General features: G+C 72.2%; 17 protein-coding genes. 9 read left to right on the plus strand and 8 right to left on the minus strand.

Annotated elements, in window-relative coordinates; genetic code table 11:
- Window positions 1-60: 60 nt before the first annotated feature.
- Window positions 61-1,059: a phosphotransferase gene (locus AB0C28_RS09145; RefSeq protein ID WP_358073523.1), complete on the minus strand. Its 999-nt coding sequence runs from the start codon at window positions 1,057-1,059 to the stop codon at window positions 61-63.
- Window positions 1,060-1,365: 306 nt separating this feature from the next.
- Here AB0C28_RS09145 and AB0C28_RS09150 point away from each other — a divergent pair, with 306 nt between their 5' ends.
- From AB0C28_RS09150 to AB0C28_RS09165, 4 genes are all read left to right on the plus strand, one after another.
- A complete protein-coding gene (locus AB0C28_RS09150) occupies window positions 1,366-3,129 on the plus strand; it encodes a hypothetical protein (protein WP_358073524.1) in 1,764 nt (587 codons plus the stop codon).
- A 192-nt stretch (window positions 3,130-3,321) separates the two neighbouring features.
- On the plus strand, window positions 3,322-3,663 hold the full coding sequence (locus tag AB0C28_RS09155) for a DoxX family protein (RefSeq protein WP_357842722.1): 342 nt from the start codon (window positions 3,322-3,324) through the stop codon (window positions 3,661-3,663).
- A 76-nt stretch (window positions 3,664-3,739) separates the two neighbouring features.
- Window positions 3,740-4,261, plus strand: a complete 522-nt coding sequence (locus tag AB0C28_RS09160) for a SigE family RNA polymerase sigma factor (RefSeq protein ID WP_357842725.1) — start codon at window positions 3,740-3,742, stop codon at window positions 4,259-4,261.
- Window positions 4,258-5,367: a hypothetical protein gene (locus AB0C28_RS09165; RefSeq protein WP_358073525.1), complete on the plus strand. Its 1,110-nt coding sequence runs from the start codon at window positions 4,258-4,260 to the stop codon at window positions 5,365-5,367. The genes AB0C28_RS09160 and AB0C28_RS09165 overlap by 4 nt, the downstream gene beginning before the upstream one ends.
- A gap of 45 nt (window positions 5,368-5,412) precedes the next feature.
- Here AB0C28_RS09165 and AB0C28_RS09170 read toward each other — a convergent pair whose 3' ends face one another.
- The 3 genes from AB0C28_RS09170 to AB0C28_RS09180 all read right to left on the minus strand — a co-directional run bounded on the left by AB0C28_RS09170 (window position 5,413) and on the right by AB0C28_RS09180 (window position 7,774).
- Window positions 5,413-6,267 carry an aldo/keto reductase gene (locus tag AB0C28_RS09170; RefSeq protein WP_357842731.1) on the minus strand — a complete coding sequence of 285 codons (855 nt, stop codon included), beginning with the start codon at window positions 6,265-6,267 and terminating at the stop codon, window positions 5,413-5,415.
- A 72-nt stretch (window positions 6,268-6,339) separates the two neighbouring features.
- Entirely contained in the window at window positions 6,340-7,191 is an 852-nt protein-coding gene (locus tag AB0C28_RS09175; RefSeq protein ID WP_358073526.1) for an SAM-dependent methyltransferase, read from the minus strand.
- A 61-nt stretch (window positions 7,192-7,252) separates the two neighbouring features.
- The gene (locus AB0C28_RS09180; protein ID WP_358073527.1) at window positions 7,253-7,774 is read right to left on the minus strand and encodes an AAA family ATPase; all 522 of its coding nucleotides are present in this window, start codon (window positions 7,772-7,774) and stop codon (window positions 7,253-7,255) included.
- A 46-nt stretch (window positions 7,775-7,820) separates the two neighbouring features.
- Between AB0C28_RS09180 and AB0C28_RS09185 the strand changes: the two genes are divergently transcribed.
- Window positions 7,821-8,390 (plus strand): TetR/AcrR family transcriptional regulator, encoded by a 570-nt coding sequence (locus AB0C28_RS09185; protein ID WP_357842741.1) that lies wholly within the window; start codon window positions 7,821-7,823, stop codon window positions 8,388-8,390.
- Between the two features lies 1 nt (window position 8,391).
- Window positions 8,392-8,778, plus strand: coding sequence for a tautomerase family protein (locus AB0C28_RS09190; RefSeq protein WP_358073528.1), 387 nt, complete (start codon window positions 8,392-8,394; stop codon window positions 8,776-8,778).
- Window positions 8,779-8,827: 49 nt separating this feature from the next.
- Here the strand turns inward: AB0C28_RS09190 and AB0C28_RS09195 are convergent, their stop codons facing one another.
- Complete coding sequence (locus tag AB0C28_RS09195) at window positions 8,828-9,253, minus strand: DUF6010 family protein (RefSeq protein WP_358073529.1); 426 nt, start codon at window positions 9,251-9,253, stop codon at window positions 8,828-8,830.
- Between the two features lie 137 nt (window positions 9,254-9,390).
- Window positions 9,391-10,209 carry a hypothetical protein gene (locus AB0C28_RS09200; RefSeq protein WP_358073530.1) on the minus strand — a complete coding sequence of 273 codons (819 nt, stop codon included), beginning with the start codon at window positions 10,207-10,209 and terminating at the stop codon, window positions 9,391-9,393.
- A 402-nt stretch (window positions 10,210-10,611) separates the two neighbouring features.
- On the opposite strand from AB0C28_RS09200, the gene AB0C28_RS09205 reads away from it, so the two are divergent.
- A complete protein-coding gene (locus tag AB0C28_RS09205; protein WP_357842752.1) occupies window positions 10,612-11,211 on the plus strand; it encodes a TetR family transcriptional regulator in 600 nt (199 codons plus the stop codon).
- A 60-nt stretch (window positions 11,212-11,271) separates the two neighbouring features.
- On the opposite strand, the gene AB0C28_RS09210 is transcribed toward AB0C28_RS09205, so the two are convergent.
- Window positions 11,272-11,769 (minus strand): FBP domain-containing protein, encoded by a 498-nt coding sequence (locus AB0C28_RS09210; RefSeq protein ID WP_358073531.1) that lies wholly within the window; start codon window positions 11,767-11,769, stop codon window positions 11,272-11,274.
- A 72-nt stretch (window positions 11,770-11,841) separates the two neighbouring features.
- Between AB0C28_RS09210 and AB0C28_RS09215 the strand changes: the two genes are divergently transcribed.
- The gene (locus AB0C28_RS09215) at window positions 11,842-12,423 is read left to right on the plus strand and encodes a WHG domain-containing protein (protein ID WP_357842757.1); all 582 of its coding nucleotides are present in this window, start codon (window positions 11,842-11,844) and stop codon (window positions 12,421-12,423) included.
- On the opposite strand, the gene AB0C28_RS09220 is transcribed toward AB0C28_RS09215, so the two are convergent.
- Window positions 12,420-13,274, minus strand: coding sequence for an alpha/beta hydrolase (locus AB0C28_RS09220; RefSeq protein WP_358073532.1), 855 nt, complete (start codon window positions 13,272-13,274; stop codon window positions 12,420-12,422). The two genes, AB0C28_RS09215 and AB0C28_RS09220, sit on opposite strands and share 4 nt — an antisense overlap.
- 161 nt (window positions 13,275-13,435) lie before the next feature.
- On the opposite strand from AB0C28_RS09220, the gene AB0C28_RS09225 reads away from it, so the two are divergent.
- Window positions 13,436-13,924, plus strand: a complete 489-nt coding sequence (locus AB0C28_RS09225) for a GNAT family N-acetyltransferase (RefSeq protein WP_358073533.1) — start codon at window positions 13,436-13,438, stop codon at window positions 13,922-13,924.
- Window positions 13,925-13,927 lie beyond the last annotated feature (3 nt).

Consider the following 13,927-nt stretch of genomic DNA (forward strand, 5'->3'; position numbering starts at 1 on the left):
AAGCGAACCCGCCGTGGCCGGACCCGCGGCTCGCACCGTACGGGCCGGGCGGACGTTTCGTCAGCGGGGAACGCCCGCGGCCACCCACCGCCTGATCTCCTCGGCGGCCCGGTCGGCGACCGGATGCCCGGCGGGCCGGGTGACGAGATCGGTGAGGGCGAACATGTCGAGCACGCGGCCCAGATGGGCCCAGTCGTCGTCAGGCGGCAGGTCGGAGGGCAGATGCGCGGCGAACCCCGCCCGGAAGCCCTCGGTGAAGCCGGCCGGGTAGTCGGCTCCGAACCGCAACATGTTGGCCGCGTCGCCGTACGGGCAGCCCGCGTAGGCGAACTCCCAGTCGAGCACGGCGTCCACCCGCCAGCCGTCCGCCGCCCGCGTGACCAGGAGATTCTTGGGGTTGATGTCGGCGTGCACGAGCCTGGCCCGCTCGTCCACGCCGGCGAGCGCCGGGGCGTGCGCCGCGCACAACTGCGCCCACGCCGCCCGTACCGCCGGATCGAGGCGGGAGGGCGGCACCTTGCTCATGCGGCTCTCGGCGAACGCGGGCAACTGCTCGGACCAGGGCGGGCCGGCGGCGACCGCGAGATCGGGACCCCCGAAGAACCCCGGCCGATCGAACCGCGCGACCCCGATCCTCGCCACCACCCGCCCCACCTCGACCCCCAACGCCCGCAACTCATCCGCGGCGGTGGCGAGGCCGGGATCCAGGGCGGCCCCAGGTCCAGGCCCGGGGGCGGAGCCGACCGGCACGATCTCGGGGTCGGACAGCACGATGTCGAGCGGCGTGCCCGCCACATGCTCCAGCACCATGGCCGGACGCCCGCCCGCCACGGACGGCAGGACGAGCAGCACCTCAGGCACCGGCACGTGACGACGGCCCAGCTCCATGACCGCGGCCTCCACGACGGGGTCGGGCCCGCCCAGCCGGGCGACCACGGCGCCTCCGCCGGCCAGCTCCAGCAGGCTCGTCTCGTGCGAGAACCCACCGGCCAGCGTCCTGGCCGCGACCACCTCGACGCCCAGCGCCGCCGCGATCGCCTTCGTCTCCTCCACCCGCATCCGTCGTAGTCTGGCACGTACGCCCACCCGGATCACCCGACGCCACCTGCCCCACCCCGGCCGTGCGCCGGCCCCTGCGACCGGCCGATTCTCCCGTCCGTGCTGACCAAGGCATGGGTGAGGGCTTACAACAATCGGTCGAGGAGGCTGGGAAGGGCCGCTCCGTGAGAAGATCAAGCTCATGACTGAACTGCCTGGCTCAGGCTGCCGCGACCCCCGCAGCCGCCCGATGGACACCGACACCTCCGCGACGTCCATGACGCGGCAGGTCAGGCCGGTGAGGGCGGGTACGGTCGAGTGCTGAGCATGCCCCGAACCCATGACGCCTCCACTCCCGGCACCGAGCCGGAGGAAGCACTCACCATGGCAGGCGGGCCGATCAAGAAGCGAAAGCAGACCTCGACGCAGGCGCCCGGACTCGCACCGGCCGGGCAGCCGGCCGAGCTGGGTCTGGCGGGGCAGGCGGCTGGGCGTGGCCCGGCCGGGCAAGTGGCTGGGCTTGGCCAGGTGGCGCACGTGGCCGAGCTTGAGCAGGCAGAGCAGGTGGCCGGGTTCGGCTCGGCTGGGCAAGTGACCGGACTCGGCCGAGCAGAGCAAGTGGCCGGGCCGGAGGAGGCCGGGTTTGGGCCGGCCGGACCGGCGGTGGCCGGGTGGAAGGCGGCAGGGCGGACGATGACCGGTGACGAGATCGCGGGCCATGAAGCGGGACAAACGGGCGCGGATGAGCCCGGCTCCGGCGACCACAACCCCGAGCCCGGTGGACGCAGGCCCGGGTTCGGCGGGTACAGGCCCGAGTGGAACAGCTACGGGACCGAGCTCGGCGAGGTCGGGCCGGAGCGCGGCGTGACCGCGCCGGGGCTGGACGTGACCGCCTCTGGGCTCGGCGTGACCGCGTCCAGGCTCAACGCGGCCGGGCTCGGTGCAACCGGCGCCGGTGCTGCCGCACTCGACGCATCCGGGCCTGATGCGTCCGGCCGCGGTCCTGCTCGGCCCGGTGTGGTTGGGCTCGGTGCGGCAGGGCCCGGCGCGTCCCCATCCAATACGCCCGATCTCGGTGCGTCTTGGCCTGGCACGTCCGGAGCCGGTACGTCTGGGCAAGGCACGTCCGGGTTCGGTGCGTTCGGTCATGGTGCGACCGGGATGGGCGGGCCGGGGGCGGCCGGTCAGGCGCGAGGCGTCGGCTTAGAGGACGTCGAGGGGCTGCGACCCCGCCGGACACCCGGCGACGGAGGCCAGGTGCCGGGCGCCGATGTCGATCTGGTGGACGGGCTGCCCCCGGAGACCCGCCGCACCGCCATCGCCTGGCTGAGCGAGAACGTCTCCATCGCCGCGCGGCAGACGCGACTGCAGGTGCTGGCCTCGTTCCTGCGCTGGCTGGGGGCCGCCGAGCCGGACGTCGAAGCGGCGGAGGTCACCACCGCCCACCTGGACGCCTACTGCGAGGCCGCGCTCGCCGGCAGCCTCACCGTCGGCGTGCGCCACCCGGGCCGGCCCCTCGCCCGCGCGACCGTGGCCAGGAAGCGGGCCGTGCTGTCGTCGTTCTACACCTTCGCCTGGCGGACCGGCGCCGCGCGACACGAATGGCCTCCGCGAACGGACGCGAGCCGCGACCCCCGCCTGCTGAGCAAGGACGACCGGCGGCGGCTGCGCGAGGGCGCCGCCCGCCTGGCAGCCGGCGGCCGCACCGCCGAGGCCGTCGCCGTCGCGCTGCTCGCCGCCACCGGCGCGAGCGCCGACGCCCTGGCCGGGCTGACCCTGCAAGACCTGCGGGCGGTCGTGTCCGGGGAGCCCGCCATCGTGACGATGCACGACGCGCGGGGCGACCTCGTCGCCTTCCCGGTCCCGACGCCGGCCCGCCCCCTGCTGTGCGACCTGTCGTCCGACCGGACGGCGGGGGAGCCCCTGCTCACGCGCGCCGACGGCCGGCCGGTGGACGTGCGCTGGCTCAGGAACGCCCTCACCGACGCCGCTCTCGCCGGCGGCATCCCCCGGCGACGCGCCGAACTGCTCGACCCCCACATGCTCCGCGCCACCACGGTGACCGAGTACCTACGCGACCGCGCGACCTGAGAAGGCGGGGCACCAAAACGCCCCGCCCCTCGGCTCCCGGATCCCCGGCGGGCGGATCCCTGGATCGGGGATATCCGCGCGAGGGGGTGTCACACTCGTGCCCCGGCCCGGGTCAAGGCAGTGAATGCATCTGAATCGGCCGCTCCGGGGCACCACGCCCGGGGCCGGCGGCCGTTCGTGAAGGAGCGTCTGATGTTCACTGCCGTCGTCACCGTCCTGACCGCCCTCTGGGTGGGTTTCTCCGCACTGTCCATCTTCATCCGCGCCAAGTGGGTCGTAGAGCCGCTGACCGAGTACGGCGTCGCCCGCAGGTGGTGGCCCTGGCTGGGCACGGCCAAGGCCGCGGGGGCCGCCGGGCTGCTGGCGGGGCTGGTCGTGCCCGTCGTCGGGGTCATGGCCGGGATCGGGCTGGTGCTGTACTTCACCGGGGCCGTGATCACCGTGCTCAGGGCGCGCTCGTACGCCCACGTCCCGTACCCGCTGCTGTATCTCGCGCCGGTGGTGGCCGTGCTGGCGCTGGGCCCGATCGCCTGAAGCCGTACGAGAATCTGGACGATCACTACAACCTTTCGCCCGCCCCCGGCGTAGGGAACGGGCGAGAGGAGTCGAATTGAACGATCACGACGGCTTCCGCGAGTTCGTGCTCGTCCGCCAGCAAGCGCTGATGCGGACGGCGTACCTGCTCACGGGAGACGCGCACCTCGCCGAGGATCTGCTGCAGAGCGTGCTGGTCAAGATGCTCGGGCAGTGGGCCAAGCTGTCCAAGGGCGGCGGCGATCCGGTGGCGTACACACGTAAGGCGCTGGTGAACCAGTACATCTCGTGGCGCCGCCGCCCCCGCGTCGAGCTGCCGAGCGCCGCCGTGCCCGAGCACGGCGTCTCGAGCGACGAGAGGACGCTGGACCGGATCGTGTTGCGCCAGGCGCTGGCCCGGCTGGCACCCAAGCAGCGGGCCGTGATCGTGCTGCGCTTCTGGGAGGACCTGACCGAGGCGCAGGCGGCCGAGGTGCTCGGGTGCTCCGTCGGCAACGTCAAGAGCCAGACCCATCACGCGCTGGCCCGGCTGCGGACGATCGCCCCCGAGCTGGCGCACCTGCTGTCCGAGCCCGAGATCGAGGAGGTGGCCCGGTGACGAGGCTGCGCGAGGCGCTGGGCGACATCGCCGCCGACGCCCCCATGGTGAACCTGGCCGACCTGGCGATCGCCGGGCACCGCCGCAGGAGGATGCGGACGGCGCTGGCCATCACGTCCGTGGCGGCGCTCGCGGTGGCGGGCGCGACGAGCGTCGCCCTGGTGATGCCGTGGCACCGGCTGGCCGCCGACGCCACGCCGCAGAACGCCGTGGAGGTGCCCGAACTGCCCGAGGGCAAGGTGGGGACGGTCAGCCACGCGTACCGGACGGCGTGCACGGCCGGCCAGGCCCCCCGGACGATCGACTGCAGCCCCGCCGAGTGGCGGGTGGTCACCGCCGGCGGCACGACGTACCGGATGCCGCAGGCGCTTGCCTTCACCGCGGCGCACGATCGCGTCCCCCTCGCGCTCAGCCGCGACGGCCGCAAGCTCGCCTACTACAGCGACGAGGCGGTGGCCTTCGTGGTGCGCGACCTGATGACCGGGCGCGAGGTGACCTCGCCGATCAAGTTCCGGCAGGAGGAGATCAAGGCCGGCGCCATCCTCGTGCTCTCCGACGACGGCCGCCACCTGGCCTTCGACCCGCTGATCGGGAAGAAGCGCCCCACGACGCTGATCGATCTGCGCACCGGCGAGGCGAAGCGGCTGAACAGCCGGTACGAGCCGATCAGCATCAAGGAGGGGGTCGTCGAACTGGTCCGTTACGTCAAGACCGACCTGTGGCGGATGCCCGTCGAAGGCGGTGGGAAGCCGGTGCGGTTCAAGGGGGCCTGGATCGGCTTCAGCGAGCTGCACCAGGACGGCCGCACGGTGGTCGCGATCGACCACGCGGACTACCGGAAGGGGGCGCACACCACGTTCGGCGTGCTCGACGCGGAGACCGGACGGATCGTACGGAAGGTGCGGATGACCGGCGTGCCGGCGAAGACGGGGATCGACGGGCTGTCCGTGTGGCGGAGCGAGAAGGTCGTCACGGTGTCGACGTCCGTCAAGTCGAGCCGGCGCCTCTACGCGGTGGACGTCACCACCGGCAAGGCCACGCTGCTGGCCGACCTCGGCACCAAGGCCCGGGAGCTGGTTCTCCCGGGAGGCGCCTCGGGGAAGTAGCCGGAACGCGGCGCCCCCTCAGGGCCGGGGGCGCCGGTGCCGAGGTCAGCCCAGGCGGGCGAGCTCCTCCGCGCTCAGCTCCAAGGCGGCGGCGCCGGCGGAGTCGACGATGGTCTCCGGCCGGCTGGCGCCCGGGATCGGGATGACGACCGGGCTGCGGGCCAGCTCCCAGGCCAGGCAGACCTGCTGCGGGGACACACCGTGCGCCTGCGCGATCTCGGTGAAGGCGGCGTTGCGCTCGCGCAGCTCGCCGGTGCGGCCGATGCCGCCGAGCGGCGACCAGGGCAGGAAGGCCAGGCCGAGCTCCTCGCACACGTCGATCTCGGGCTCACTGGTACGGAAGCGCGGCGAGTACTCGTTCTGGACGCTCACCAGGCGCTCGCCGAGGATGTCGTGGGCGAGCCTGATCTGCGCCGGGTCGGCGTTCGAGATGCCGGCCATCCGGATCTTGCCGGCGTCGTGCAGCTCCTTCAACGCGCCGATGGTCTCCTCGTACGGCACCTTCGGGTCGGGCCGGTGGTGCTGGTAGAGCCCGATGCTGTCCACGCCCAGGGCCTTCAGCGACCGGTCGCAAGCCTCCCGCAGGTACGACGGGCTCCCGTCCCTGTCCCAGCCGTCCGGCGTACGGGTGTGGCCGCCCTTGGTGGCGACGAGCACGGAGCCGGTGTCACCGTCCCAGCGCGCCAGTGCCTTGGCCACCAGGCGCTCGTTGTGGCCGACGTCCTCGTGGGAGGGCGTGTAGGCGTCGGCCGTGTCGATCAAGGTGATGCCGGCGTCCAAGGCGGCGAGGATCGTCCGGATCGACTGCTCCTCGTCCGGCATGTGACCGGCCACCGACATGGGCATGGCCCCGAGCCCGATGGCGCTGACCTGGAGGTTTCCGATGGCACGCGTTCGCATGGCGTTCTGCATGAGGACAGCCTGTCTGCTGGAGTGCACTCCAGGTCAAACAGGCCACCCGCGTGTCGCGCGTCAGCGCCGGCGGCCGACCCCCGCCAGGACGCCGCCCTTGGCCAGCCCGGGCGCCGGGTAGGTCTCGTCGTCGCGCCACTCCTGAACCGGTACGATCCCCGGCTCCAGCAGCTCAAGCCCGGCGAAGTAGCCGCGCATGGTCTCCCGGTCGCGCCAGGTGATCGTCCCCGCGGCCGAGCGCCGGTAGACGCCCCTGGCCTCGTCCATCTTGTCGGCCCGTCCCTCCTCGGGCTCGACGTAGCTGTGGGAGATCACCAGATGGCCGCCGGGCACCAGGGCCTCGCGCAGGGTGGCGACGATCGCGGCCACCTCGTCGTTGTCGGGGAAGAAGTGGAAGACGGCCGCCACGATGATCGCGACCGGCTGGGAGAGGTCGAGGTGGGCGGCGGCGGCCTTCAGGATGGCGTCGGGCCGGTGCAGGTCGCCCTCGATCACGGCGGTGTGAGGGTTGTCGGCGAGCAGGGCCTGGGCGTGGACGAGCACGATCGGGTCGTTGTCGACGTAGACGACCTTCGAGCCGGGCGCCTCCCGCTGGACCACCTGGTGCACGTTGTCCTGCGTGGGCAGGCCCGTGCCGATGTCGAGGAACTGCCTTACGCCTGAGCCGGCGATGTGGCGTACGGCGCGGACGAGGAAGCCGCGGTTGGCCAGGGCCATCTCCCGTACGTCGGCGCCGCTCTCGCGGGCGATGGCGACGATCTGCTCCGCCGCCACGCGGTCGGCGTGGAAGTTGTCCTTGCCGCCCAGGTAGTAGTCGTACATGCGCGCGACGCTGGGAACCGTCGGATCGACCCCTTGGGGAGCCCGCTCGTCCGGTAAGCCCTGCGCGCCGCGATCGTGATCTCCGGCCATGGTCCCGCCCTTCCTCGCCCTGATCGGATCATACGAGACGAACGGCCAGTTGTGATCTTCGTCACCCGGCCTCTTCGCGAACCCAGGCGAGAACCCGCTCCGCCACCCCGGCGGCCGGCTCGCCGCCGCCCGTGCCGAAGATCTTGGGGATCAGCTCGCGCCCCTCGGCGGCGTCCGCCAGCGCGCCGCCGATCCACTCGGCGGGACCGCCGCGCGCCCGCAGCCTGCGTACCCGCTCGTCGTCCGGGCAGTCCAGCAGCGCCCAGCGGGCCGGCTCCGCCCACCGCGCTCCCGGCGCGAGCTCACCGGGGTCGGGCACCGGGCACAGCAGCAGGACCGGATGGCCGGCGCGGCGCACCATGGTGACGATCCGCCCCCACATCCGGTCGTACGCCGGCCACACGGGCGCCGCGTCCGGCGTCGCGATGGGCACGCCGACCAGCCGGCCGTCCTCCAGCAGCTCGTCCATGTCCATGACGACGATCCCGCCCGCCCGCTCGACCAGATGGGGGAGCAGGGTCGTCTTGCCCGCGCCCGGCGCGCCCGCCAGCAGGTACAGCGGGGCTATCGCGTGATCTTCCACCTGGTGGATGGTAGCGAACGAGACTGTACCTACTAGTATGTACGGCATGGACACGAGGGAACGGCTCATCCAGAGCACCCGTGAGCTGCTGTGGGAGCGCGGTTACGTGGGCACGAGCCCGAAGGCGATCCAGGCGCGGGCCGGCGCCGGCCAGGGCAGCATGTACCACCACTTCCGCGGCAAGCCGGACCTGGCCCGGGCCGCGATCGACCGCAGCGCCACGGAGCTGAGGGACAGGGCGCAGGCCGCGTTCACCGGCCCCGGCACCGCCCTGGAGCAGGTCGCCGCCTACCTGCGCCGCGAACGCGACGCGCTCAAGGGCTGCCCCGTCGGCCGCCTCACCCAGGACCCCGACGTGATGAAGGACCCGGAGCTGCGCGAGCCGATCGAGCGCACGTTCTCCTGGCTCACCGGCCGGCTGACGGAGTTGCTGACGCGCGCCCGCGACGACGGAGACCTCGCCGCGGGCCTCGACCCCACGGCCACGGCCGCGGCGCTGGTCGCGGTGGTGCAGGGCGGCTACGTGCTGGCCCGCGCCACCGGCTCGGCCGGCGCCTACGCCCAGGCCGTCGAGGGCGCCCTCGCCCTGCTCGCCGTCCGTCCAGGAGAGGACTGACATGCCCTTCGTCCGCATCGACGCGCTCAGGGCTGGCCCCGACCGGCTCGACGCGCTCGGCCGCGCCGTGCACGACGCCATGGCCGAGACCATCGGCATCCCGTACGACGACCGCTTCCAGGTCCTGACCAGCCACGACGGCACCACCGGCACGCTGTGCTACGACGGCTTCCCCGGCATCAGCCGCGACGACGACCTCGTGTTCGTGGCGATCACGTTCCGCTCAGGGCGCACCCCCGCACAGAAGAGGGCGCTCTACCGGCGCATCGCCGAACTCGCCCACGAGTACGCCGGCACCGAGCCGCGGAACGTGTTCGTCACGCTGACCGAGAACGAGTCGATCGACTGGTCGTTCGGGAACGGGATCGCGCAGTACGCCCCGGACTGACGGGCCTTTCCGCTCATTCCGTCATTACGGCTACAGGGTCCGCCGAGCGTCACTCCTGTACGGGCCCGCCCAGCGCGGGATCGCGGCGGAACCGGGCCCGGACCAGGCCGACGACGGAGGGCCCGCCCGCGAAGCACCACAGCGCGATCACCGGGTCACAGATGGCGCAGCCGAACGACGACAGCTCGGCGAAGGGCAGCAGCGGGGTGCCGTTCAGATGGTGGATCACGTCCCACGCGGTGTGCAGCAGCCAGCCGACGCCGATCCAGGTCCAGCTCTCCAGCCCCCGGTAGGCGACGTAACTCATCACGACCGGCAGCACGAACGCCCACGGTCCGAGCCCGCCTCCGCTCAGATAGGCGGCGCCCGCCCCGGCCACCACGACGGCGTTGAGCGGGCGCCGGTGCCGCTCGGGGACCAGGGAGATCAGGGTGACGGCGACGACGCCGATGAGGATCGGCATGACGATGGACATGGGACGTGATCATCCGTTTCTGGGGTGGTCGCGGCGGGTGCGCAGGCAACGCTAGGCTGCCCGGCACCCTCGCCCCAGTGGGCCGATCGACAACTTCCCACGGGATATCGCCAGTCGCCGCCCGCTCACTGGGCCGTTCAGGAGCCCGGTGTCTCGGTCGGCGTCTCTGTGGGGGTTTCCGTCGGGGTTTCCGTGGGGGTCTCGGTCGGGGTTTCCGTCGGGACCTCGGTCGGCGGGTCGGTCGGGGGCGGTGTCGCGGTGTCCGATGGGATCGGCGTGGCGGTCGACGTCGGCGTCGGGCAGGGAGTCGGCGTCTGCCACGTCGGCACGACGCCTCTCCACCACTGCTTGGCCCGCTTCCACTCGCGGTTGTTCCACGGGTGCAGCCGGACGGGCCGCGACAGGTCGAGGACGTTCAGCGCCCTGGCCGTCGTGCCGTCCGTGGTGGCCGTCACCGACACCCAGCCGCCCTGCTCGATCTGGGCCTCCCGGTCACGGAAGCGCACCGGCCGGCGGGTGGACTCGTCGATCGTGTACGTCTGCTCGAACCCGTCCTGGCTGCGTACCGTGATGGAGTCCGTCGCGAGGGCGGACACCTGCCCGGTCTGGGCGAGCACCGTGACGGTGCCGCACCCGTCCTTGGTCGGGACCACGAACTCGCCGTGCATCGCGCCCAGGAAGCTCCAGGGGTTGATCGACGGCACCTCGGTCGCGGTGGGCGTCGGAGTCGGGGTCTCCGTCGGTACGGGGGTTTCCGTCGGGGTCTCGGTCGGGGTCTCGGTCGGAGTTTCTGTGGGGGACTCGGTGATCGTCGGGGTCGGGGCCGGCGGCGTCAGGGTGGCCGCCGAGGCCGTCACGGTCACACCGAGCCCGCCGGCGGTGACGATCGCGACGGCGGCGACCTTGAGCAACTGCCTGGAGACCCGCCGCTGCGGGCGCGGTCGGTCGAACCTCATACGCGTCCTCCATGTGGATCGGAGTCATCTGGCCCTCCACCCGGCGAACCGGCGCATGGCGACGACCGCCACGGCGCTCTGCCGTGACGTGGAGGGAGGGGCTGAACTCGCGTCATTTGTCGAAGGCGAACAGGCCGGACTACGGCGCCGGCACCACCACAACGGGTACGGATGCCGGACGCGAACGCTAGCTCTGGTTGGACGTTCGGGCGGACTCAGTAGGTTCCGCCGTTTTCTCCGCAGTAGTCCGATTAATGGGTACGCCACCGTTCCGGACAGCCGGCATCCAGGGCCAGGAAGGGATGACGTCGAACGGACGGAGTGAGTGTTCACTCCGAATTGATGGGGCGCGCCGGCCGATAAAGTTGCCAGTGGCTCACCCGCGAGGAAGGAAGGCGTGTCATGCCGACTGGAGTGGCCATGCGCGACGCGCGCCGGCAGCTGTTCGACGCCGCCGAACGGGTGCTGCTCCGCGCCGGCCCCCAGGCCCTGACCAGCCGCGCCGTCACCACCGAGGCGGGCTGCGCCAAGGGGGTGCTGCACCGGCACTTCGCCGACTTCGACGAGTTCCTGGCCGAGCTGGTCCGCGAGCGCATCGCCGGGGTCGAGCGGCAGGCGGCCGTCCTGCGCGCCGCCGCGGGCACCGGCACCGTGACCGGCAACCTCGCGGGCGCGCTCACCGAGTTGTTCGGCTCGGTCGCGGTGGCCGTCGTCGGTCTGCTCGTCTTCCGCGACGATCTGCGTGCGCTGCTCCGTGTCACCGCGCCCGCGGGCGTTCCGATCCTCACCGAGGCCACCGGCATGATCGCGGTCTATCTGGCCGAGGAGCGCGCCATGGGCCGCATCGCCGCGGACGCCGACGTCGACACCCTCGCGCTCATGCTGATCGGGTCCGGGCACCTGCTGTTCGCCGGGCGGGAGGGCGGCCCGCCGGGCGAGGCCGAGGTCGAGCGGCTCGTGTCCACGGCCCTCGCCGACGTCCTCCAGCGCCGCCTGCTGTAACGGCCCTGCAGGGCCGCCTGCGGGCGATGCCGTCTTCCGCGCCGCGCCGTCCTCAAAGCCTCAGGCGGTGATCTTGGCGAGGAAGGCGTCCAGGTTGGCGTGCAGGCGGGCGATCTTGCCCTCCAGCGGCAGCGTCTCCTCCAGGTCGCCCCCGGACATCGACTCCTTCCTGCCCCGCAGGTACAACGAGCAGTCCAGGTCGTTGCAGAGATACTGCCCGACGGTGTTGCCCAGCCGGCCCGCCTCGCCGGTGCGCCGCGCCGTCATCAGCGCCACGCCGCCGCCGGTCCGTGTGGTCAGGCAGAGCGAGCACATGCTGCGCGAGGTGAAGCCGCGCCCGCCGCCGGACGTCACCCGCAACGCGATCCCGGTCAGCCGCCCGTCACGTTCGACGACCAGGTAGGTGCGCTCCGGCGCGCCTGGATCGCGCCAGCCCAGGAAGTCGAGGTCGTCCCACGGCTGGTCGCCGAGGTCCTTGGGCAGGCCGAGCCGCTTGGCCTCACCCTTGGAGCAGTTGACGAAGGACGCGCGGATGTCACGCTCGGTGATGGCTTTCATGAGTGGCGAGGCTAGACAAGCTCAAACTATTATGCAAATGCATAAATGGTTTAGGTTTCTGGGAGGACGTCCATGGCACGTGCGGGGGTGACCGTCGACCGCCTCACCGAGGTGGCGGCGGACCTGGCCGACGAGCTCGGCTTCGACAACGTGACGATCACGGCGCTGGCGCGCAGCTTCGGGGTCAAGGAGGGCAGCCTCTACTCCCACATCAAGAACATGCGCGACCTGCGGATCAAGGTGGCGCTGTTCGCCCTGGCGGAGCTGGCCGACGAGGTGAGCGACGCGCTGGCCGGGCGTGCGGGCAAGGACGCGCTGGTGGCCTTCGCCAACGCCTACCGCGACTACTCCAGGCGGCATCCGGGACGCTACGCCGCCACCCGCTTCCCGCTCGACCCGGAGACCGCGGCGGCCAGCGCGGGCGTCCGGCACGCCGAGATGACGCGCGCCATCCTGCGCGGCTACCGGGTGCCCGAGGCGGACCAGATCGACGCGATCCGGCTGCTCGGCAGCACCTTCCACGGGTTCGTGAGCCTGGAGGCGGCCCAGTCCTTCAGCCATTCGAGCGGGGTGCGCGACACGGACAGCTCGTGGTCCGCGATCCTCGACGTCCTCCACTTCGCCCTGTCCAACTGGCCGGGCGAAGCCTCCTAGCGGGCGCCCGCGAGCTCGTGGCGGCGGGCCGTACGCGTGATCGCGGCGACGTAGTCGGGCCACAGCCGGCGCTCCAGCCAGTGGCCCATGCCGGGATAGACGTGCAGCTCAGAGCCGGGGATCGCCTCGGCCATGTCCGCGGAGGCGTGCCAGTGCAGCAGCGGGTCGTCGCGTCCGTGCACCAGTACCGTGGGCGCCTCGACCGCGCGCAGCCGTTCGAGCCGCTCGGGGGCGCGCACCAGCGCCGCCCACTGGCGGGCCATGCCGTCGGGGGCGTAACAGCGGTCGTACGCCTCGGCGGCGCGGTCGCGGGCCCACTCCACCTCGGATTCAGGATGGTCGGGCCGGGCCTCCCGGTGGGCGGCCGCCGCGTACGCGATGACCTCGTCGCGGCCGTACCTGGGCTGCACCATCAGGCGTTCGGGGTGCTCGCCGTGCAGCACGTACCTCGGCGACTGTCCCGGGATCGAGTAGAACAGCGCCAGGCCGCGTACGCGCCGCGGGTGCTCGATCGCCAGCATCTGTGCGATCATCCCGCCCATCGACCGGCCCGCCACGTGGGCGCTCTCCAGGCCCAGCGCGTCGAGCACCCTGACCACGTCGTCCGCCATGTCCGACAGCCCGTAACCGCCGTCGAGGTCCTCGGGGCCGCCGAACTTCTGCGACAGCCCGACGTCGCGGTTGTCCAGCCGGATGAGGTGGAACCCGGCGTCGGCGAGGAGCGCGCAGAACTCCTCGTGCCAGCCGATGAGCTGCCCGCCGAAGCCCTCGATCAGCACCAGCGGCCTGCCGGACGGGTCTCCGGCCGTCTCGTAGTAGATCTCGACGTCCGACGCGCTGGTGAAGGGCATGTGCGGCTCTCCCGGGGGTGTCGCGGGGGGATGCTCAGAGGCTACGGAGACCGGACGAGGGCGGCAATGTGCCGTAAACCCAGAGAATCCCGCCGTACTGTGCCGGCAGCCCAGCGGATAACCTGTCGCGGGTGTGTCTTCGTCGCCCGTACGATGACCGGATGGTGATCAGAGAGGCCACCGAGGAGGACTGGGCGGCCGTGTGGCCGTTCTTCCGCAAGATCGTCGCCGCCGGCGAGACGTTCACCTATCCCGTCGACATGGGCGCCGACCAGGCTCATGACTGGTGGATGCTGCCGGCGCCCAACCGCACGGTCGTCGCCGTGGACGACGCCGGCGAAGTGCTGGGCACGGCCAAGATGAACAACAACCAGTGGGGCAACGGCGCCCACGTCGCGAGCGCCAGTTACATGGTCGATCCGGCTCGCACCGGCCGCGGCGTCGGGCGGGCGCTGTGCGCGTACACGCTGGACTGGGCGCGGGAGCGGGGCTTTCGCGCCATGCAGTTCAACGGCGTCGTCGAGACGAACACGCACGCGGTGTCGCTCTACCGGTCGCTCGGCTTCGAGATCATCGGGACGGTGCCCGAGGGCTTCCGGCATCCGGAACGGGGATACGTGGGCCTCCACATCATGCACCGCCCGCTCTGACCC

It is taken from the genome of Nonomuraea sp. NPDC048892 (assembly GCF_040649735.1).
GTDB classification, from domain to species: Bacteria; Actinomycetota; Actinomycetes; order Streptosporangiales; family Streptosporangiaceae; genus Nonomuraea; species Nonomuraea maheshkhaliensis.